The following is a 19,235-nucleotide window of genomic DNA, read 5'->3' as shown; positions in this document are numbered from 1 at the left end:
CGCAATGAGCGCCGACGTCATGATCCGCCCGCGCCCGCGAGCGGTGCCCGAGGGGGCCCGCCGCCGACGGAAGAGGCGTGATCCCGGCCGTGTGCTGCGGCTCTACGTCCCCCTCGGGATGTACCTGGTCTTCACCCTGGTGCCGTTCTACTGGATGCTCGTGTTCGCCCTGCGGCCGGCCGGATCGACCGACCCGGTGCCCTGGCCGATCACGTTCGAGCACTTCGAGACCGTCTGGAACGACATCGGCTACGCGGTGTTCTTCAAGAACAGCGTGATCGTCGGGGTCTGGTCGCTGCTGTTCACCACCGTCGTCGCGGTCATGGGCGGGTACGCGCTGTCGCGCTACCGGTTCCGCGGCCGGAGCCTGTTCATGGTCGTGCTGCTGTGCACCCAGTTCATCCCCGGCGCGATGATGCTGATCCCGCTGTTTTCGATCTTCAAGTCGCTCGGCCTGATCAACAGCCTGGCCAGCCTCATCGTCGCAGACACCGTCTTCAACCTGCCCCTGTCGATCATCCTGATGAGCGGGTTCATCTCGGCCGTGCCGTTCACGGTCGAGGAGGCCGCGATGGTCGACGGCTGCACCCGGTTCCGCGGCTTCCTCGCGATCGTGCTGCCGCAGCTACGGCCCGGCCTGATCGCCGTGGGGTCGTTCGCCTTCATCCACACGTGGAACAACTTCCTGTTCGCGCTGATGTTCGTCAGCAAGCAGGACAGCTTCACGATCCCCGTCGGGCTCAGCTACACGATCGGGGAGTACAGCGCCGACTTCGGGGCTCTCGCGGCCGGGGGTGTCGTCGCCGCCCTGCCGGTGGTCTGCGTGTTCGCAGTGGTCCAGCGCTATCTCGTGCACGGCATCAGCGCCGGCGCGGTCAAGGGATAGCAACCCCCCAGCCTGTCGTAAGCAGGAGGAACCATGAAGATGAAAGTGGCCTGGGCGGCGCTCGCCGTCCTCGCCGTCACCGCTACCGGATGTGGGTCGGACTCGGGTTCGGACGACGCCTCCGGCAAGACGACCATCACGTTCTGGGACAACAACGGGGGCGCCCGCACCCCGATCTACCAGGAGCTGATCAAGCGGTTCGAGGCGGCCAACCCCTCGATCCACGTGGAGTACGTCGGCGTCCCGATCGCCTCGGTCCAGCAGAAGTACGACACCGCCATCGCGGGCGGGGACACCCCCGACGTCGGCGGCGTCACCACGTCGTACCTGGCCAACCTGACCGGCCAGCAGGCGCTGGAGCCGGCGGACGAGTGGCTGGCCAAGAGCTCGGTGAACGGCAAGCTGGCCACGCCGATGCTCGACTCGGTCCGCAAGACCGTGCCCGACGGCAAGCTCTACCTGGTGCCGGGCACCTCCAACATGGACGTGGTGTGGTACCTGAAGGACAAGCTCCAGCAGGCGCCGAATACCTGGGACGAGTTCTTCAAGGACGCCGACGACCTGACCAAGAAGCCCGACCAGTACGGCTACACCATCCGCGGCGGCGCCGGCTCGATCTTCCAGATCCTGGCCGAGATGTACTCCTACTCGGGCGTCGGCGAGTTCTTCGATGCCTCCGGCAAGAGCACGGTCAACGACCCGAAGAACGTCGAGTTCCTCACCCAGATGGCCGGGCTGTACAAGAAGGACACCCCCGAGGCCGACGTCACCAACGACTTCCCGAAGATGGTCGCCGCGTTCGGCACCGGGAAGATCGCGATGATGCACCACAACCTGGGCTCGTACAACGACCACAAGAAGGCGCACGGCGAGGGCAAGGTCGGCGCCTTCGCGCTGCCGACCGGCCCCGGCGGCAAGCGGACGATCGTCGCCAACCCCGTGGACGGCTTCGCGGTCTTCAAGAACAGCGAGCACAAGGACGCCGCCTGGAAGTTCGTGGAGTTCCTGGTCTCCCACGACAGCAACAGCTACTGGAACCAGCAGACGGGCCAGATCCCGGCCAACACCGAGGCGCAGGGCGACTCCTGGCTGCAGGGCCTGGAGCACCTGAAGACGGCCGTCGACAAGCTGAACGACCCGAACACCCAGGTCGTGTCGCCGCCCTACTACCTGCCGCAGTTCTCCTCCATCACCAAGGCCGACACCGAGCCCCTCTTCCAGAAGGTGCTGCTCGGCCAGATGAAGCCCCAGGAGTTCCTCGACACCCTGGCGCAGAAGCTGACCGACGCCCAGGCCGAATGGAAGAAGGCGAACGGCGGCTGACGAGCGCCGCCTGTCCCCGGGACCGGGCCGGTGCGTCCCTGACCGCGCACCGGCCCTCCGGGATCCATTGAGAAAGGGAAAAGTCATGGCGGTCGTCGAACGCGTCATCGTCACGGTCTTCACCACGGTCACCAAGTCCGTGGTGGACGGGCACGGCCACCGGCATCCCGGCCCGCCCCGGGAGGTGCGGGAGGCGCTGCTGGTCATCACCGACAGCGACGGCGCGACCGGGTACTGCCTGGCGGCGCCGGACACCGTCAGGGAGGCGGTGATCACCGGTCACATCGGGCCGGCGCTGATCGGTCAGGACAGCCTCGACCGGGAGCGGCTGTGGCACCGCGTCGCCCGCCGGCAGCGGGGCGCCCAGGGCAACCTGTCCGACCGGGCGCTCAGCGCCGCCGACCAGGCCCTGTGGGACCTCGCCGGGCGCAAGCTCGGCCTGCCGGTCTGGAAGCTCCTCGGCGGCGCCCGATCCGAGGTGCCCGCCTACGCGAGCACGATGTGCGGCGACGACATCCCCGGCGGCCTGGCCACCCCCGAGGACTACGCCGCCTTCGCCAAGGAACTCGTCTCGCGCGGCTACCGCGGGATCAAGCTGCACACCTGGATGCCGCCCATGCCGTACGGCGTGGACCGCGACATCGAGGCGTGCGCCGCGGTCCGCGAGGCGGTCGGCCCGGACGTCGCGCTCATGCTCGACAGCAACCACTGGTACTCCCGCTCCGAGGCCTTGGCCCTCGGCAGGGCCCTCGACGAGCTGAACTTCGCGTGGTACGAGGAGCCCATGGAGGAGGCCTCGGTGCAGTCGTACCGATGGCTCGCCGACCAGCTCAGGACGCCGATCCTCGGGCCGGAGACCTCCTGGGGCAAGCACATGGCGCGGGCGGAGTGGGTGGCCGCGGGGGCCTGCGACATCCTCAGGGTCGGCGTGGTCGGCTCCGGCGGGATCATCCCGGCGATCAAGGCGGTCCACCTGGCCGAGTCGTTCGGAATGGACTGCGAGATCCACGGCAACGGCTCCGGCGCCCTGGCCGTGATCGGCGCCACGCTGTGCGGGCAGTGGTACGAGCGGGGGCTGCTGCACCCGCACTCGGACTACGACACGCCCGCCCCGCACCTGCGGTCGATCGTCGACCCGCTCGCCGACGGAAAGGTGCGGATGCCGGACACTCCCGGACTGGGGGATGATCTGGATATGGACTACATCGCCTCCCGGACGGTCGCCTCCTGGGGAACCGGCTCACAATAGGAGGCGGACAGGCGGGTCAGGGAGGTACACATGGCGGAACCCGTGCCGCACGTGAAGTCGGCACTCCGGACGGTCGAGCTGCTCGACTTCTTCGCGCAGTATCCCGGACTGCACAGCCTCACCGACCTTCAGGGCAAGCTGGGCTATCCCAAGAGCAGCCTGCACGCCCTGCTGCGCACGCTGGTCGACCTCGGCTGGATCGAGACCGACGTCACCGGCACGCTCTATCGGATCGGCATGCGGGCTCTGCTGGTCGGGGCGACGTACATCGACGGCGACCCGGTGGTCCAGCTGGCGCACGACGCCCTGGACTGGCTGGCCGAGGTCACGGGGGAGACGGTGCACCTCGCCCGTCTCGACCACTTCGACATCGTGTACCTCGCCACGCGCGCCTCGCGGCACTACCTGCGGCCGTTCTCGCGGGTGGGCCGCCGCCTGCCGGCGAGCACCACGTCGCTCGGCAAGGCGATCCTGGCGAGCAGGGACGACGACGAGGTACGCGCCATGCTGCCGGCCGAGCTGCCCTCGCTGACGGCCCACACGATCGTGGACGCCGAGGAGCTGCTGGTCGATCTGCGCCGGGTGCGCAAGCAGGGCTACGCGGTGGACCGTGAGGAGAACACCGAGGGGCTGCGGTGCTTCGGTGTCGCGCTGCACATCAGCGATCCGCCGCGCGACGCCATCAGCTGCTCGGTGCCGATCCCGCGCCTCACGCCCGAGCGGGAGAAGGAGATCGCCTCCTGCCTCCTGGAGGCGCGCGAACGCATCGAGCGCTCCGCCATGCGGCAGCGCCGCGCCTACTGACCCGAAGCGCCGGGTGGGGGCGCTTGACAACGGTCCGGATGGGCGATTTCTGATTCGCTTATCCGGGCCGTTGACGTGGCGTGAATAATCACGAGGCATGAACATACGCCGGCTGAAGGACGTGCCGGGCACGTCGCTTCCCATGAAGGAGTATGCGGCCGACTTCCTTGAAGTCTTCCACGACGTCGACGGTGTGATCTGGAAGCTGGAGCGCGCTCAGACGTTCGACGAAGGGCCGAACCCGAGCTGGAACGCCATGCGTGAGGGGGACTGGCAGCGCTCTCTCGATTTACTGGACGCGGCACGTGAGACGATCGCCGCGGATCTTCCCGCCAGGGGCGAACTGCGGCGCCTGCGCATTGTCGAGACGCCGCTCAACGCGTATCTGCAATGGGAGCTTCACCTCCTCGCGATGCGTGCGCGTCTGGGAGAGCGCGGCAGAGTTCTGGATGCCCGTGAGATCGCCGGCATCGAGACCGACGGCCCCCTTCCGGAACTCGTCGTCTTTCCGGGCAGGCACATGTATCACATCGATTACGACAAAAGTGGTGCGTGCGTCGGTGCGCGCAGGATAGACGATGCCGAAGTGGTCGGTTTTTGGACTTCGACCGTGTCCTCTTTGTACGAGCGGGGTGAAGACCTGCCGAGTTACGTGGAGAAGCGGGTCGTGCCGCTGCCCCCACCCCGGATCGGCGCGGAAGAACGTGGGTGAGGCCCCGGGTCCGTAGGCGCGGAGCACGCGTGGGGCGGTTCATCGCGAGACCGGTGCGGCGGCCGGCCCGTTCGGCGAGCCTTCCGGATATCTCACCGCCTTACGAGTAACTTCGGCATCATGGCCACCCGTACGTCCGGACAGGGGTCCGGCAAGCGCCCCGCGTCGCGCTCCGGATCCCGTACGGCTTCCCCGAAGCGATCCCCGGCGGGTTCCCGAGGCAGGGCGGCGCCCAGGCCCGCGCAAAAACGGCCGGTCGGCACCGGCCAGGACCCGATCAGCTGGTTCTTCCTCGTGATCGGCAAGCTCGTCATCGGCATGTGGATGCTGGTGGCGAACAGCGTGGGTGCGGCGGCGCGGGCACTCGGGCAGGGAGCCCGCGACCTCGACCCCGTGCACCGCCGCGACGGGCAGGGTCTGTCGGTGCTCGCGGGCGCCATCGTGCTCGCCGCCCTGACCTGGCGGGACACCAAGACGGGCTTCGCCGCGTTCGTCGACGCCGTGGTGCGCGGGACGGTGGGATCGCTCGCCTGGGCGGTGCCCGTGCTGCTCGCGCTGCTCGCCTGGCGGCTGCTGCGCCACCCCGACCAGAACACCGAGACCGGCAGGATGGGCATCGGCTGGACCGCGCTGCTGGCCGGGATCCTCGGGATCGTGCACGTCGCCCACGGCACGCCGTACCCCTCCGGCGGGCTCAACGACGGCATGGACAACGTGTCGGCGGCGGGCGGCATGATCGGCTTCATCGTCTCCGCCCCGCCGTCGAGCATCCTGCCGGCGTTCATCACGATCCCGCTGCTGCTGATGCTGTCCGGCTTCGGCCTGCTGGTGATCACCGCGACCCCGGTCCACCGCATCCCCGAGCGCCTCGCCGAGATCCAGCACATGCTCTTCCAGCGGCCGGAGGAGACCGGGGAGCCCCGCAAGACCACCGGGCCGGCCAAGAAGCGCACGCGCAAGCAGCAGGGCGGCGGGCGCGGCGCCGAGGGCGGCGAAGGCACCAAGCCGTACGACACGCCCGTGCTGTCGGAGAAGGACCACTCGCCGGAGATCGTCCCCGGCCTGGGGGACGACGTCGTGGATGCGGCCGAGCCGACCGAGCCGGAGATACCGAAGCCGGCGCCGCAGCCTCCGCTGCCGACCCCCGCGCCGCGCAAGGTGGAGCAGCTCGTCCTGTCCAGCCAGGAGGGGCCGTACACGCTGCCGGACGTCGCGCTGCTGCGGTCGGGCACCGCGCCCAAGCCGCAGACCAAGGCCAACAAGGTCGTCGTGGACGCGCTGAGCAGCGTGCTGGAGCAGTTCGCCATCGACGCGCAGGTGGTCGGCTTCACCCGGGGCCCGACGGTGACCAGGTATGAGATCGAGCTGGGCCCGGCCGTCAAGGTCGAGAAGGTCACCGCGCTCACCAAGAACATCGCGTACGCCGTGAAGTCGGCCGACGTGCGGATCCTGTCCCCGATCCCGGGCAAGTCGGCGATCGGCGTGGAGATCCCGAACGCGGACAAGGACCTCGTCTCGCTGGGCGACGTGCTGCGCTCGCCGGTGGCCCAGGCCGACCACCACCCGATGATCGTCGGGCTCGGCAAGGACGTCGAGGGCCGCACCATCGTGGCCAATCTGGCCAAGATGCCGCACATCCTGATCGCGGGCGCCACCGGCGCGGGCAAGTCGACCTGCATCAACGGGCTGATCTCCTCGATCCTCCTGCGGTCCACGCCCGACGAGGTCCGCATGGTGCTGGTCGACCCCAAGCGGGTCGAGCTCAGCGCGTACGAGGGCATCCCGCACCTCATCACGCCCATCATCACCAACCCGAAGAAGGCCGCCGAGGCCCTCGAATGGGTGGTGGGCGAGATGGACCGGCGGTACGACGACCTCGCGGCCAGCGGCTTCCGGCACGTGGACGACTTCAACAAGGCCGTGCGCGCGGGCAAGCTGGTGCCGCCGCCGGGCAGCGAGCGCGTCTACCAGCCGTACCCCTACCTGCTGGTGATCGTGGACGAGCTGGCCGACCTGATGATGGTCGCGCCGCGCGACGTGGAGGACTCGATCGTCCGCATCACGCAGCTCGCCCGGGCCGCCGGCATCCACCTGGTCATCGCCACGCAGCGGCCGTCCGTGGACGTCGTCACCGGCCTGATCAAGGCGAACGTGCCCTCGCGGCTGGCGTTCGCGACCTCCTCGCTCGCCGACTCGCGGGTCATCCTCGACCAGCCGGGAGCCGAGAAGCTCGTCGGGCAGGGCGACGCGCTGTTCCTGCCGATGGGCGCGAGCAAGCCGATGCGGCTGCAGAACGCGTACATCTCCGAGAAGGAGATCGCGGAGGTCGTCGCCCACTGCAAGGCCCAGATGCAGGCCGAGTATCGGGAGGACGTCGCCGCGCCCGCCACCGCGAAGCGGGAGGTCGACGAGGAGATCGGCGACGATCTCGACCTGCTGATCCAGGCCGCCGAGCTGATCGTGTCGACCCAGTTCGGCTCCACCTCCATGCTCCAGCGCAAGCTGCGCGTCGGCTTCGCCAAGGCCGGGCGGCTGATGGACCTGCTGGAGAGCCGCAACGTGGTAGGCCCGAGCGAGGGCTCCAAGGCCCGGGAAGTGCTGGTCAAGCCCGACGACCTGCCCGGCCTGCTCGCCGAGCTGCGCGGGGAGACCGGCTGAAAGCCGGCTCCGGTGCAGGACGTGCCGTCCGTGATCAGGCCGGTTCGGGCGCTGCGGTCTCCGGTACACCCGGCTGGAAGGTGGCCTCGGATGCGGGCCGGGTCGCCACGCCTTCATAACGCTGCCGCATGATCGGTCCCGCCGCGGGTCCGGCCGCGAAAACGTAGCCGGGGCCGTCGACCCGCTCGCCGGTGTGGGCGTCGACGACCACGGGCTCGGCTTCCCGGCCGGTCCGCGCGTCAACGAGGATCATCGACCGCTCTTCCGGGGCCAGTTGCGCGTTGCGCCACGCGGCCAGCGCGACGAGCACCGGCCGCAACGACCGTCCGAGGTCGGTGAGCACGTACTCGTACCGGACCGGCCGCTCCTGGTAGGGGCTGCGTTCCAGGACGCCGCGGTCGACGAGGCTCTTCAGCCGGGCCGTGAGCATGCTCGACGACAGGCCGATGTTGGCCTGGAACTCGTCGAATCGGGTGTAGCCGTCGAAGCAGTCGTGCAGGATCAGCACCGTCCACCACTCGCCGACGATGCCCAGTGTCGCGGACAGCGGACATTCGCGATCTTCCAGCCTGATCTTGCTGACCATGTCCATCCTTGAATCGAGTTACTGCTATGTAACAGTCACTTGTCACTGCTAACATCAAAGTCACTCCGATCGGGAGAATCATGCCCTATCTGGACGCTCTCTCGCTGAAAGGCCGCCACGCGGTCGTCGTCGGCGGGACGAAGGGAACCGGCGCCGCCGTCGTCACTCGCCTGAAAGCGGCCCCGGCGCAGTGGTGACCGCCATCGCCCGCAACCCCGATCCGCACGGGGACGCGGACCGGTTCGTGGCCGCCGACCTCGCCTCTCCCGACGCCGCTGCGGCCGTCGCCGAGACCGTCACGGCCGAGGGCGTGCCGGACATCCTGGTGCACGTCGCCGGCGGGTCGAGCGCGCCCGGCGGCGGTTTCGCGACGCTCGGCGACGCCGACTGGCAGCGCGAGCTCGACCTCAACCTCCTGGCCGCCGTACGACTCGACCGGGCGATCGTGCCGTCGATGCTCGCCGCCGGTCGCGGCGCGATCGTGCACGTGGCCTCCATCCAGGCACGCATGCCCCTGTGGAACGGCACGCTCGGGTACGCCGCGGCGAAGGCCGCCCTGCGGGCCTACAGCCTCGGCCTGGCCAACCAGCTCGCGCCCCAGGGTGTGCGCGTCAACACCGTCTCGCCCGGCGGCATCCGCACCCCCGCCGCCGACCGCCTGGTCGACCGGCTCGCCGTACGGTTCGACGGCGACCGGCAGGCGGCGCTCACGTCACTGATCGACGCCCTCGGCGGCGTCCCGCTCGGCCGGTTCGCCGAACCCCGCGAAGTCGCCGAAGTGGTCGGTTTTCTCGTCTCCGACGCCGCCGCCAGCGTCGTCGGCGCCGACTATCTCGTCGACGGCGGCACCGTCCCCACCGTCTGACCGCTCCGCCTCGGCAAGAGGCGACCGCTCCACTCACGACCATCGGAAGGAACCCACCATGGCGAACTCGCCGCTCGCCGGTTGCCCGGACGCCGTCCGCGCCTACATGCGCCTGACCACCGGCGGCGACCGCGCCGCCGCGATGGTGTGCTTCGCCGAGGCCGCGCACGTCACCGACGACGGACGCGACTACCAGGGAACAGGCGAGATCAGGAGGTGGCTCGATCGTGTCGCGGGCGAGTACACCTACACCGTGACGCCGCTGTCCGCCCGCGCCGGCGGCGTGGCCGGGTGGACGGTCGTGACCTGCCGATTGGAGGGAACGTTCCCCGGCAGCCCCGTCGACCTCGACTACCGCTTCGACCTCGATGACGCCGAGCGGATCGCCCGGCTGGAGATCGTCGCTCACGACCCGCACGGGGGCCGCCTGAGCCGCGTTCCTCTCGTCTCGCCCTGAAACCGTTGCGAAGGTGACAGGGTAGTTGCTCGGAGTCCACCTGTGGGTACCCTCCGTAGTCAGTTGCTGATTGAATGTGACTAACTACGCATCGTGGGGCGAGCTGGAAGACGGTGCGGTTGACGACAGGGGGGCGGAACGATGAGCGTTGGTGCTGTTTTGGCCGAAGCCCGTGAGCGCGCCGGACTGACCGTGCGTCAGCTCAGCGAGCGCACGCGGATCCGCGAGACCGTCATCGAACGCTTCGAGCGCGACGACTTCTCGGTGGGCGACTTCTACGCGCGCGGGCACATCCGGACCATCGCCTCAGACCTCGGCCTGGACCCGGACGAGATCCTGCGGCAGTACGGGCAGGAGAACGCCGACATCGCGTCTCCGGTCAAGGCGTCGGCGGTGTTCAGGGGCGACGTGGGCGAGCGGGCCCGCAGGGCCCCCAGTTGGACGATGGCCATCGCGGTCGCCCTGGCCATCGTCGCGGTCGTCGTCATCGCGCGGATCCTCGGGGGATCCGGAGGGAAGACGGGCCCGACGGCCGCCCAGCTTCCGGTGAACGCGCCGCACGCGCACGAGCGTCACGAGAAGGGTCACGAGAAGAAGACCCTCGAGGAGGCCGTCGCGCCCGGCCTCGTGGTCGTGAAGGTCACCGCGCGCAAGCCGGCCTACATCAACGTCAAGGACGCCAAGGGCCACGAGATCTTCCAGGGGACGCTGCCCGAGGGGAAGACCACGACCTATTCCGCCAAGGACCGGATGCGGGTGACCGTCGGCGACGCGGGGGCGGTGCGGCTGGAGGTCAACGGAAAGGACGTCGGCACGCTCGGCAGGGACGGTCAGATGATCCGGCGGACCTTCGACGCGGGCAGCCCGAGTCCCCGTTAATCGCCGACTGCCGATACCGTAGTTCGCATCATGTCTTCTCGCCGAACCGTATCGCTGATCACGCTGGGCTGCGCCCGCAACGAGGTCGACTCCGAGGAGCTGGCCGCGCGGCTGGAGGCCGCCGGCTGGCACACCGATGACGACGATCCCGACATCGTCGTCGTCAACACGTGCGGCTTCATCGATTCGGCGAAGAAGGACTCTATCGACACCCTGCTCGCCGCCGCCGACTCGGGCGCGAAGGTGGTGGCGGCGGGCTGCATGGCCGAACGGTACGGCGCGCAGCTCGCCGACGCTCTTCCCGAGGCGACCGTGATCTCCTTCGACGACTACGCCGAGATCGGGGAGCGTCTCGACGACGTCATCGCGGGCAGGCCGCTGGTCCCGCACTCGCCGCGGGACCGCCGCACGCTCCTGCCGATCACGCCGGTGGAGCGCTCGGCCGCCCAGGCCCACATTCCCGGTCACGGCCAGGACGACGCGCTCCCCGAGGGCGTGGCCCCCGCCAGCGGCCCGCGCATGCTGCGCAAGCGGCTCGGCTCGGGGCCGGTGGCCTCGCTGAAGCTCGCGTCGGGCTGCGACCGGCGCTGCACGTTCTGCGCGATCCCTGCCTTCCGCGGCTCGTACGTCTCGCGCCGGCCGGAGGACCTGCTCGCCGAGGCCGCCTGGCTGGCCGGCCAGGGCGTCAAGGAGCTCGTGCTGGTCAGCGAGAACTCCACGTCGTACGGCAAGGACCTGGGCGACCTGCGCGCGCTGGAGAAGCTGCTGCCCCCGCTGGCCGCGACCGAGGGCATCGAGCGGGTGCGGGTCAGCTACCTGCAGCCCGCCGAGCTGCGGCCCGGGCTGCTCGACGTGATCGCCTCCACCGAGGGGGTCGCACCCTACTTCGACCTGTCCTTCCAGCACGCCAGCGGCACCGTGCTGCGGCGCATGCGGCGCTTCGGCGACCCCAAGCGGTTCCTCGACCTGCTCGCGCAGATCCGCGACCGCGCGCCCGAAGCGGGCATCAGGTCCAACTTCATCGTGGGGTTCCCGGGGGAGACCCAGGAGGAGTTCGACGAGCTGGTGGGCTTCCTGGAGGAGGCCAGGCTGGACGTCATCGGCGTCTTCGGCTACTCCGACGAGGAGGGCACAGAGGCGTACGGCTTCGAGGGCAAGCTCGACCAGGACGTGATCGACGAGCGGGTCGCCACGCTGACCGAGCTCGCCGAGGAGCTGACCGCCCAGCGGGCCGAGGAGCGCATCGGCACCGAGCTGGAGGTCCTGATCGAGGAGGACCTCGGCGACGGCGGATACGAGGGCCGGGCGGCGCACCAGGGCCCCGAGGTGGACGGGGCGGTCACGGTCCAGGGGATCGGCCTGGTCCCCGGCCAGATCGTCCAAGCGGTCGCCGTCGACTCCGAGGGAGTCGACCTCATCGCCCGGATCAAGGCAGGCACATGACGGAGCGCGGTGAGCCGCCGGTGGACGTGGCGGGCCCGGGAGAGATGACACCGGAGCCCGCTGCGCCGCCGGTCGCTGCCGTGCCCGTCGTGCCCGCCGCGCCGGACGACGGCCTCACGGCGCCCGAGCCGCCGTCCGCCGACGTGGCCGGAGAGGTCACGGTGCGCCGCGTCAGCACCTGGAACATCGCGAACGTCCTGACCATCGCCCGGCTGGCGATCGTCCCCGTCTTCACCGTCTTCCTGTTCGTCGACGGGGAGGGCTGGCGCCTGGCGGCCCTCGGCGTCTTCCTGCTGGCGTCCCTCACCGACCAGCTCGACGGCTGGCTCGCCAGGAAGTACGCGCTGATCACCGACTTCGGGAAGATCGCCGACCCGATCGCGGACAAGGCGCTGATCGGCGCCGCGCTGCTCAGCCTGTCGTACCTCGGCGAGATCCCGTGGTGGGTCACCCTGGTGATCATCGCCCGCGAGGCCGGGGTGACGCTGCTGCGCTTCCTCGTGATCCGGCACGGGGTTATCCCGGCCAGTTACGGGGGCAAGGTGAAGACCGTGTTGCAGATCGTCGCCATCGCGCTCTACATCGTGCCGGGGGTGCCCGACCTGATCAGGTGGGCGGCGATGGGCCTCGCCCTGGTGGTCACGGTGGGGACCGGCGCCGACTACGTGGTGCGGGCGGTGCGGCTGCGGCAGGTGGCGAGGAGCGCGCGAGCGTCATGATGGGCGTGGCGAGCGAGGTGCTGTCCCTGCTGGTCCGCCAGGGCGCGACGGTCGCCGTGGCGGAGTCGCTCACGGGCGGCCTGATCGGGGCCACGATGACCGGTCCGATGGGGGCCTCGGCCGCCTTCCGGGGCGGGGTGATCGCCTACGCCACGGACCTCAAGTCGAGCCTCCTCGACGTCCCGTCCGACCTCCTCGACAGGGAGGGAGCGGTGCACCCCGACGTGGCCGCGGCCATGGCCACCGGAGTGCGCAAGCTCACGGACGCCGATTACGGCCTGGCGGTGACCGGGGTCGCTGGCCCCGATCCCCAGGACGGCAAGCCGGTCGGCACGGTCCACATCGCGCTGGCGGGGCCGGGAGAGCGGCTCTGGCATCGTGACCTGCGGTTGACCGGAAACAGGGACGGGATCAGAACTGCCACCTGTCAGGAGGCGTTGAAGCTGCTGGAAGGTGTGCTGAAGGCAAAATTGGGGGAACATTCGGGGTGATTACCGCGTTACGTCCCCAGCGAACATGCTCGCCTCGGTCTGCCGCGGTGTCGCCCTCTACAGGTACGGTGGAAGCTGTGAGTGAGGTCCGTGAGCCATCGGCGAGGAGCAAGACAGGCGCACGCCCGGCGAAGGGGCCGAGCGAACCCATGATGACGGCGAGGCGTATGTACGAAGGGCAGATGAAGAAGGGGCGACACGAGCCCACCGCGCGAGGCGTCGTGAAGGCGCCCCCCCTGGGGAGGGAGCGACAGATGATCCTGCTGCGTCAGCTGCTCGGTGACGTACTGCGGCGGCTGAGGGTGCGGCAGAATCGCACCCTTCGCGAGGTCTCCACCCTGGCGCGTGTCTCACTCGGCTATCTGTCCGAGGTCGAGCGCGGTCAGAAGGAAGCCTCCTCCGAGTTGCTCGCCTCGATCTGCGGCGCGCTCGGGGTCCCGCTGTCCCAGGTGTTGCGCGAGGTGTCCGACCAGTTCGCGCTGGCCGAACTGCAGGCCGCCCCCGTGCTGGCAGAGCTGCCCGAGCACGAGCGCCTGCCCATCCCCGAGACCGTCCCCTCGGGGCCGGAATTCGAGGGCTTCCCCGAGGTCAAGGACATGGTCGCCGCCTAGGCGGCGTCTCGACGCCCCGCCGCGCCGGCGGACGGCGTCTCCGCGACCTCGCCCGACCGTCCCCGCAGACCCCATAAGGCACGCCCGGCAAGAAGGCCAGGCGTGGCCCGCGCTCGCAGTCCGGTCGCCCCGGACCCGGGTGCCCTGTCCCGATCCCACGGGCGGGCGCCTGGCCCCCGCAGGCCCGTTTCCCGTTTTCGTGCGGCCCGTGCCCGTTCGGCCCGTTCCCGCCTGGTCGCGTTCGTCCGGCCCCTCATCTCCTTGCGGCCTCGCGGCCCGATCCCCGGCCTCCGTCCCGGGCTCCCCGCTTCCGACCATCGTGATCACGCTGCCTGGATCTCGACCACCCTGCCGTCCGGGTCGGTCAAGAGGTGCCGGCCGGGCTCCAACCGCGGCTCGGCGGCGGCGCCGTCCACATGAATCCACATGAAGACCGAGCCGTACGGCTCCGGTTCTGCGCTCGGTCGTCGCCGGATACAACTCGAACACGGTGCCGTCGGCCAGGACGGCGGCGTAGTGCTGCGGACCTCGGCCGTGCCGCTCCCGGGTGAATCCGACGCCGAGTGCGCCGTAGAAGGCGCGGCACTCTTCCAGCCGGTCGGTGTACAGGACGAGCAGCGTGACGCGGGCGGCGGTGGGCGGCACGGGATCCCCTTCGTGTGTACCTACCCGCCCTATTGTCGGTTCTCAGTCCTGCTGGCAGGCGGGGCACCAGTAGATCAGCCGCTCGGTCGGCTGTGGTCCCATCTCCCCGCCGCTGATCGGGCTGCCGCAGCGGCGGCACGGGCGGCGTGCCCTGCCGTACACGAGGAGCGACCGCCCGGGGCGCGGATCGCCGGTCGTCACCGGAAGCGGGGCGTCCTTGCTCGCGCCCATCAGACGGTGGGCGACCGAGACCAGCGCCTCCAGCTCGTCCGGCGGGATCGACCCCACCGGACGCCACGGGGACACCCGCGCGGCGTACAGCGTCTCGGCCCGCCAGATCGTGCCGATGCCGGCCAGGTCGCGCTGGTCGAGCAGCGCCTCCCCGATCGTCCGTTCCGGGGCGCGCAGCAGGTTCCGTACGGCCAGGGCGGCGTCCCAGTCCGGCCCGAGCAGGTCCGGGCCGAGATGCCCCACGACCCGCTCCTCGCGGTCGGTGGGCACGAGATCCACCATCCCCAGCCGCGTGCCGACCGCCTGCCATTGGGCGTTGGCGAGGATCAGCCGGACCACGTCGCCCCTCGGCGCCGTGCGGCCCGCCGGGCCAACCCGCCAGCTTCCCTCCATGCGCAGGTGGGTGTGGACCGTGAGCCCACCCTCCACCCGCGTCAGGAGGTGCTTGCCGCGCGAGATCGTCGTCAGCACCGTCCGGCCACGCAGATCGGCCGTGGCGTACCGGGGCACCCGGAAGTCGCTGCGGGTCAGCCTCCGGCCGTCCAGGGCCTGCCTGAGCCGCTTGGCGGTCCGGTAGACGGCGTCACCCTCCGGCACGGCTCTCCTCCCAGGAGGATCGAGTACAGGCGGCTCAGACCGGCATGTGCGAGTCCCACGCCGCCGGGTCGGCGGCGAGCTCGGTCACCCGGGGCGGCAGCTCGCCCTTGGCGATCTGCTCCAGGTTGACCGCCTCGAGGATGGCCCGCTCACTGGCCCGCAGCGCGATCCACACCTGCTGCAGCGCCTGGGCGGCGCCCTGGTAGCCGACGTGCTCGGGCCGCTCGCCCCGCACGTTGGCCAGCGGCCCGTCCACCGCGCGGATCACGTCGGCGAGCGAGATCTGACTGGCCGGCCGTGCCAGGACATAGCCCCCCTCTGGGCCCCGCTGCCCGCGCACCAGGCCGGCGCGGCGCATCTGCAGCAGGATGTTCTCCAGATATTTGGGGGGCATCTCCTGCTCCTTGGCCAGCTCGCCCACCGTGGTGGGTCCCTCACCCGCCGCGGCGAGTTCGGCGGCGGCACGGAGGGCGTAGTCGACACGGGCAGAAAGTCGCATGTAGTCGATTATCCCGCCTGGTTGGCATCGGTAGGACGCCCGCCTGCCAACGGGGCCCGGACGGGCCTAATCCAGGCGCAGCCGTACGACGAGCGGGAGGTGGTCGGAGAACGGCACCCGGGGCGCGTCGGCCGCCACCGCCGTGAGCCCGTCCGAGATCAGCACGTGGTCGATGCGCCGCACGGGGGCGTCGGCGGGCGAGGTCGGCGGGTCGCCGAGCGCCCGCAGCGGGTCGGACAGGCCCGCGGCCTCCAGCACGCGCATCTGCGGGTCGGACGGCGTCGTGTTGAGGTCTCCCGTCACGATCACCGGTCGCGGATCGGCCACACCGATCCCGGGCGGGAGGGTGTTCGCGGCGAGCCCCCGGACGATCGCCGCGACCTCGGGCGCCTGCCCGCGCGGCTCCTGCAGGTGGGTGTTCACGATCCCCACCTCGTGGTCGCCGACCTCCAGCACGATCGACTGGGCCTGGGCACCGGTCGGGTAGCCGTGCCGCCCCAGCCGGGTCGAGCCGATCTCGGCGACGGGCAGGTTCGTGAGCAGCGCGTCGCCCCAGAGGCGGTCCGCGGCGGGGGCGAAGTAGTAGCGCATGCCCAGGCCGCGGGCGATCCTCGCCAGGTCGTCGTGCCCGCCGTTCAGCAGCCAGCCCCGGTCGACCTCGCTCATCAGCACCACGTCGGGACGCCGCGTCGCGGCCCAGGCGGCGATGCGGTCGAGGTCGAGCCGCCCGCCGAGCCCGAAGCCCATCCGGATGTTGTATGCCACGAGCGTGAACTCGTTCCCCGTGATCGTTCTCGTGGCGGGGGGCGACTGCCAGGTGACGAGGCCGGTCAGCAGGGCCAGGGACAGCGCGGGCGACGCCCATCGGCGCGGAGCCCGCCGCACCGGGGCGGTCCGGTGCCGCCTGCCCGCGCGTACGGCGACGGCGGCGACCAGGACGGCCACCGCCACCGGGACCACCGCGTTGGGGAATCCCAGGTCGGCGTCGAAGGCCGCGTAGTAGAGGAACGCCCCGGCCAGGAACACGAGCATCCCGCCCAGCACGGCGACGCCCCCGCGCCCGCCCGCGCTCTCCGCGGCGGCGCCCGTGTGCTGCCCGGCGGCGCCGGCGCAGGCCCCGAGGGCGACCGTCGTCACGAGGGCCGGCAGGCCCTGCATGCCGCTTTCCGCCGCCGCCACCCCGGCGACCAGGAAGAGCCCGGCCGTCCAGCCCCACGACGTGGTCCAGGCGTAGACGACGGCCGCGCACAGCGCCGCGACCTGGAGCGCGACCGCCAGGGCCGTGAAGGGCGCGCTGTGCTGCCCGGTGTCCTGCGCGAGTATGGCCGGGCCGCCGCAGTACATGCCCGCGAGCATCAGCATCGGGCCGAAGGCGAACCACACGGCCGCCGGGGCGGGGCCGGGCGACGCGGGCGAGAGCCGTACGGACCACAGGAAGGCGACGCAGAGCGCCACGACGGCGAGCCAGGGCAGCGGCCCGTCCCGCCAGACGAGGTCCACCCGGTCGAGGGCCAGGTGGACGATCGACGCGCCGGCCAGGCCGCCGATCAGCCCGGCGGGCACCCACGTGCCCGCCGTCGTCCGCGCGCAGCCGTAGAGGAAGATCAGGCCCGCTGCTACCCCGGCGGAGGCGAGCAGCAGCTGGGGTGTGCCCCCGTCCGAGGCCTGCAGGCCGAGCCGGGCCGCGACGAGCGCCACCGCGCCCGCCGTCCCGACGATCCGGGGTGACGCGAGCCGCGCCGCGGGGACGGCGGCGAACGGCAGGACGAACCACAGCGCGGCGTACATCCCCATGCTCTCGGGGGCGGTCTCGCCCGCCCTGCCGTACAGGGTGATGAGGGAGGGCAGGAACACCCGCACCACGTCGAACAGGAGTGCGACGCCCGTCACCAGCATGACCAGTGGCCATGGGGGAGCGGGAAGCCCCCGGCGCGGTGTGGTGCGCGGCTGCCTGGCCGTCTCGGTCATGGGCGCTCCCTCCGGATTCATATGAGCCATCCTCATGAATAGTGGGAGCGTTACCAATAACGTTCGACCTGGGGCGTTCCCCGCCCTTGTCCGCTCGCTAAGCTTGCTTTAAACCTTTGTTATTCATTCACGGGCGTGCATGACCGAAGCGCCACCGGGGGCCGAGCGAACCGGAGGGGCGTGCGTGGGCGCACCGACGGCGAGCCGGAGACTCAGACGATGGGAAGCAGGAGTATGGAGCGACGTCCTGGCGTGCCCCGGCTGCTCCGGGAGATCAACGACCGGGCCGCCCTGGAACTGCTGCTCGCCTCGGGTCCGCTGACGCGCGGCCAGATCGGGGAGCTCACCGGCCTGTCCAAGGTCACCGCGTCCCAGACGCTGGCGCGTTTGGAGGAGCGCGGCCTGGTGGAGGTCGTGGGAGAGCAGGCGGGCAACCGGGGGCCCAACGCCGCGTTGTACGGCGTGATCGCCTCCTGCGCGTACGTCGCGGGGCTCGAAGTGGGCCCCGACCGGGTGTCGGCGGCGATCGCCGACATCAACGGCGACGTGGTGGCCGAGGTGACGGCCTCTCCCGAGGGGCAGGACGACCCGGTCTCGCTGGTGCACACGGCCGTGGTGAAGGCCTGCAGGAGCGCGAAGGTGGCGCTGTCGCGGCTGCACGGCGTGGTGATCGGCACGCCCGGCGTCGTCGATCCCCGCACCGGCGATGTGCGGTTCTCCTTCGACCTGCCGCAGTGGCACGAGGGCATCCACGAGGCGCTGGCACGCGACCTGCGCCGGGACGTCACGATCGAGAACGACGTCAACCTCGCCGCGATCGCCGAACGCGCGAAGGGCTCCGCCCAGGAGGTGGACGACTTCGTGCTCGTGTGGGTGGGCCGGGGCATCGGCCTGGCCGTCGTGCTGGGCGGGCGGCTGCACCGGGGCCGGTCGGGCAGCGCGGGGGAGATCGGCTATCTCCCGGTTCCCGGGGTGCCGCTCGCCGACGACGTGAGGGCGGTCCCCGGGCGCCTGCCGTCGCTCGGGGGCGGCCTGCAGTCGCTGGTCAGCTCCGAGGCAGTCACCGAACTGGCCCGTCAGCACGGCTTCGCCGGGGACACCGCCGCCGACTGCGTGACCGCGGCCGTCGCGGCCGGGGCCGCGGGCGAGCCCCTGCTCGACGAGGTCGCCTCACGGCTCGCCCTCGGCGTGGCGTCGGTGTGCGTGGTGCTCGACCCCGGTCTCGTGGTGCTGGCCGGGGAGGTCTGCCGGGCCGGCGGGGCGGCGCTGACCACCCGCGTGGAAGAGGCGGTCGCGCGCATCTGCCCGGTCCCGCCGCAGGTCGTCACGAGCGAGGTGGAGGGCAATCCGGTGCTGCGCGGCGCCGTCCTCGCCGCGCTCGACCAGGCCCGAGAAGAGATCTTCACCTCCTGAAGAGGCTGACGAGGCCGCCGATGGAGGTCGCGTGCCCGCCGGAGTGCGGCTCTATCTGGTCACCGCGTTGCTCGCCAGGCTGGCCGAGGAGGGTGTGGCGGTCGCGGCCGTCCTGCTCGCCCTCGACCGGGCAGGCAGCGCGGCCGAGGGCGCGTTCGTGCTCACCGCCCTGATGGCGCCCCACGTGCTCGCCGCGCCC

Annotated in this window: 19 protein-coding genes; 14 read left to right on the top strand and 5 right to left on the bottom strand. The window is 70.9% G+C overall.

Annotated features, from left to right (window positions below; translation table 11 throughout):
* Positions 1 to 4: 4 nt before the first annotated feature.
* From ACQEVJ_RS33330 to ACQEVJ_RS33305, 6 genes are all read left to right on the top strand, one after another.
* Positions 5 to 886 (top strand): carbohydrate ABC transporter permease, encoded by an 882-nt coding sequence (locus ACQEVJ_RS33330; RefSeq protein WP_433108014.1) that lies wholly within the window; start codon positions 5 to 7, stop codon positions 884 to 886.
* Positions 887 to 919: 33 nt separating this feature from the next.
* Positions 920 to 2,209, top strand: a complete 1,290-nt coding sequence (locus tag ACQEVJ_RS33325) for an ABC transporter substrate-binding protein (protein ID WP_433108012.1) — start codon at positions 920 to 922, stop codon at positions 2,207 to 2,209.
* Positions 2,210 to 2,294: 85 nt separating this feature from the next.
* Entirely contained in the window at positions 2,295 to 3,458 is a 1,164-nt protein-coding gene (locus ACQEVJ_RS33320) for an enolase C-terminal domain-like protein (protein ID WP_433108010.1), read from the top strand.
* A 30-nt stretch (positions 3,459 to 3,488) separates the two neighbouring features.
* Positions 3,489 to 4,262, top strand: a complete 774-nt coding sequence (locus tag ACQEVJ_RS33315; RefSeq protein WP_079315726.1) for an IclR family transcriptional regulator — start codon at positions 3,489 to 3,491, stop codon at positions 4,260 to 4,262.
* Between the two features lie 97 nt (positions 4,263 to 4,359).
* Complete coding sequence (locus tag ACQEVJ_RS33310) at positions 4,360 to 4,974, top strand: DUF6879 family protein (RefSeq protein WP_433108008.1); 615 nt, start codon at positions 4,360 to 4,362, stop codon at positions 4,972 to 4,974.
* A gap of 120 nt (positions 4,975 to 5,094) precedes the next feature.
* Positions 5,095 to 7,632 carry a DNA translocase FtsK gene (locus ACQEVJ_RS33305; RefSeq protein WP_433108006.1) on the top strand — a complete coding sequence of 846 codons (2,538 nt, stop codon included), beginning with the start codon at positions 5,095 to 5,097 and terminating at the stop codon, positions 7,630 to 7,632.
* 34 nt (positions 7,633 to 7,666) lie between these two features.
* Here the strand turns inward: ACQEVJ_RS33305 and ACQEVJ_RS33300 are convergent, their stop codons facing one another.
* Positions 7,667 to 8,218 (bottom strand): winged helix-turn-helix transcriptional regulator, encoded by a 552-nt coding sequence (locus tag ACQEVJ_RS33300; RefSeq protein ID WP_433108004.1) that lies wholly within the window; start codon positions 8,216 to 8,218, stop codon positions 7,667 to 7,669.
* A gap of 193 nt (positions 8,219 to 8,411) precedes the next feature.
* Between ACQEVJ_RS33300 and ACQEVJ_RS33295 the strand changes: the two genes are divergently transcribed.
* The 7 genes from ACQEVJ_RS33295 (at position 8,412) to ACQEVJ_RS33265 (ending at position 13,683) form a co-directional block, all read left to right on the top strand.
* The gene (locus ACQEVJ_RS33295) at positions 8,412 to 9,083 is read left to right on the top strand and encodes an oxidoreductase (RefSeq protein ID WP_433108002.1); all 672 of its coding nucleotides are present in this window, start codon (positions 8,412 to 8,414) and stop codon (positions 9,081 to 9,083) included.
* Between the two features lie 58 nt (positions 9,084 to 9,141).
* Positions 9,142 to 9,540, top strand: a complete 399-nt coding sequence (locus ACQEVJ_RS33290) for a hypothetical protein (protein ID WP_433108000.1) — start codon at positions 9,142 to 9,144, stop codon at positions 9,538 to 9,540.
* A gap of 159 nt (positions 9,541 to 9,699) precedes the next feature.
* Positions 9,700 to 10,419 carry a helix-turn-helix domain-containing protein gene (locus ACQEVJ_RS33285; protein ID WP_433107998.1) on the top strand — a complete coding sequence of 240 codons (720 nt, stop codon included), beginning with the start codon at positions 9,700 to 9,702 and terminating at the stop codon, positions 10,417 to 10,419.
* Positions 10,420 to 10,449: 30 nt separating this feature from the next.
* Positions 10,450 to 11,862 (top strand): 30S ribosomal protein S12 methylthiotransferase RimO, encoded by a 1,413-nt coding sequence (gene rimO / locus ACQEVJ_RS33280; protein WP_433107996.1) that lies wholly within the window; start codon positions 10,450 to 10,452, stop codon positions 11,860 to 11,862.
* Positions 11,859 to 12,581, top strand: coding sequence for a CDP-diacylglycerol--glycerol-3-phosphate 3-phosphatidyltransferase (pgsA, locus tag ACQEVJ_RS33275; RefSeq protein WP_433107994.1), 723 nt, complete (start codon positions 11,859 to 11,861; stop codon positions 12,579 to 12,581). The genes rimO and pgsA overlap by 4 nt, the downstream gene beginning before the upstream one ends.
* Positions 12,578 to 13,072 (top strand): CinA family protein, encoded by a 495-nt coding sequence (locus ACQEVJ_RS33270; protein WP_433107992.1) that lies wholly within the window; start codon positions 12,578 to 12,580, stop codon positions 13,070 to 13,072. The genes pgsA and ACQEVJ_RS33270 overlap by 4 nt, the downstream gene beginning before the upstream one ends.
* Before the next feature lie 254 nt (positions 13,073 to 13,326).
* A complete protein-coding gene (locus tag ACQEVJ_RS33265; protein WP_079311978.1) occupies positions 13,327 to 13,683 on the top strand; it encodes a helix-turn-helix domain-containing protein in 357 nt (118 codons plus the stop codon).
* Positions 13,684 to 14,370: 687 nt separating this feature from the next.
* On the opposite strand, the gene ACQEVJ_RS33260 is transcribed toward ACQEVJ_RS33265, so the two are convergent.
* The 3 genes from ACQEVJ_RS33260 to ACQEVJ_RS33250 all read right to left on the bottom strand — a co-directional run bounded on the left by ACQEVJ_RS33260 (position 14,371) and on the right by ACQEVJ_RS33250 (position 17,623).
* A complete protein-coding gene (locus tag ACQEVJ_RS33260; RefSeq protein ID WP_433107989.1) occupies positions 14,371 to 15,156 on the bottom strand; it encodes an Fpg/Nei family DNA glycosylase in 786 nt (261 codons plus the stop codon).
* 34 nt (positions 15,157 to 15,190) lie between these two features.
* A complete protein-coding gene (locus ACQEVJ_RS33255; RefSeq protein WP_030510650.1) occupies positions 15,191 to 15,655 on the bottom strand; it encodes an RrF2 family transcriptional regulator in 465 nt (154 codons plus the stop codon).
* 66 nt (positions 15,656 to 15,721) lie between these two features.
* Positions 15,722 to 17,623 (bottom strand): endonuclease/exonuclease/phosphatase family protein, encoded by a 1,902-nt coding sequence (locus ACQEVJ_RS33250; protein ID WP_433107987.1) that lies wholly within the window; start codon positions 17,621 to 17,623, stop codon positions 15,722 to 15,724.
* A gap of 234 nt (positions 17,624 to 17,857) precedes the next feature.
* On the opposite strand from ACQEVJ_RS33250, the gene ACQEVJ_RS33245 reads away from it, so the two are divergent.
* Positions 17,858 to 19,036 (top strand): ROK family transcriptional regulator, encoded by a 1,179-nt coding sequence (locus ACQEVJ_RS33245; protein WP_433107985.1) that lies wholly within the window; start codon positions 17,858 to 17,860, stop codon positions 19,034 to 19,036.
* Here the strand turns inward: ACQEVJ_RS33245 and ACQEVJ_RS33240 are convergent.
* A complete protein-coding gene (locus tag ACQEVJ_RS33240) occupies positions 19,026 to 19,220 on the bottom strand; it encodes a hypothetical protein (RefSeq protein WP_433107983.1) in 195 nt (64 codons plus the stop codon). The two genes, ACQEVJ_RS33245 and ACQEVJ_RS33240, sit on opposite strands and share 11 nt — an antisense overlap.
* Between the last annotated feature and the right edge of the window lie 15 nt (positions 19,221 to 19,235).

It is taken from the genome of Microbispora sp. CA-102843, assembly GCF_050936215.1.
Taxonomy (GTDB): domain Bacteria; phylum Actinomycetota; class Actinomycetes; order Streptosporangiales; family Streptosporangiaceae; genus Microbispora.
The sequence above is the reverse complement of the archived record's forward strand: the minus strand, read 5'-3'. Positions and strand labels throughout refer to the sequence as shown.

Excerpts from the sequence above, each read along its gene's own strand:
- ACQEVJ_RS33300 (WP_433108004.1), bottom strand. The coding sequence starts at position 8,218 with ATGGTCAGCAAGATCAGGCTGGAAGATCGCGAATGTCCGCTGTCCGCG.
- ACQEVJ_RS33255 (WP_030510650.1), bottom strand. The coding sequence starts at position 15,655 with ATGCGACTTTCTGCCCGTGTCGACTACGCCCTCCGTGCCGCCGCCGAA.
- ACQEVJ_RS33250 (WP_433107987.1), bottom strand. The coding sequence starts at position 17,623 with ATGACCGAGACGGCCAGGCAGCCGCGCACCACACCGCGCCGGGGGCTT.
- ACQEVJ_RS33330 (WP_433108014.1), top strand. The coding sequence starts at position 5 with ATGAGCGCCGACGTCATGATCCGCCCGCGCCCGCGAGCGGTGCCCGAG.
- ACQEVJ_RS33310 (WP_433108008.1), top strand. The coding sequence starts at position 4,360 with ATGAACATACGCCGGCTGAAGGACGTGCCGGGCACGTCGCTTCCCATG.
- ACQEVJ_RS33270 (WP_433107992.1), top strand. The coding sequence starts at position 12,578 with ATGATGGGCGTGGCGAGCGAGGTGCTGTCCCTGCTGGTCCGCCAGGGC.
- ACQEVJ_RS33290 (WP_433108000.1), top strand. The coding sequence starts at position 9,142 with ATGGCGAACTCGCCGCTCGCCGGTTGCCCGGACGCCGTCCGCGCCTAC.
- rimO (WP_433107996.1), top strand. The coding sequence starts at position 10,450 with ATGTCTTCTCGCCGAACCGTATCGCTGATCACGCTGGGCTGCGCCCGC.
- ACQEVJ_RS33305 (WP_433108006.1), top strand. The coding sequence starts at position 5,095 with ATGGCCACCCGTACGTCCGGACAGGGGTCCGGCAAGCGCCCCGCGTCG.
- ACQEVJ_RS33315 (WP_079315726.1), top strand. The coding sequence starts at position 3,489 with ATGGCGGAACCCGTGCCGCACGTGAAGTCGGCACTCCGGACGGTCGAG.
- ACQEVJ_RS33325 (WP_433108012.1), top strand. The coding sequence starts at position 920 with ATGAAGATGAAAGTGGCCTGGGCGGCGCTCGCCGTCCTCGCCGTCACC.
- pgsA (WP_433107994.1), top strand. The coding sequence starts at position 11,859 with ATGACGGAGCGCGGTGAGCCGCCGGTGGACGTGGCGGGCCCGGGAGAG.
- ACQEVJ_RS33265 (WP_079311978.1), top strand. The coding sequence starts at position 13,327 with ATGATCCTGCTGCGTCAGCTGCTCGGTGACGTACTGCGGCGGCTGAGG.
- ACQEVJ_RS33320 (WP_433108010.1), top strand. The coding sequence starts at position 2,295 with ATGGCGGTCGTCGAACGCGTCATCGTCACGGTCTTCACCACGGTCACC.
- ACQEVJ_RS33245 (WP_433107985.1), top strand. The coding sequence starts at position 17,858 with ATGGAGCGACGTCCTGGCGTGCCCCGGCTGCTCCGGGAGATCAACGAC.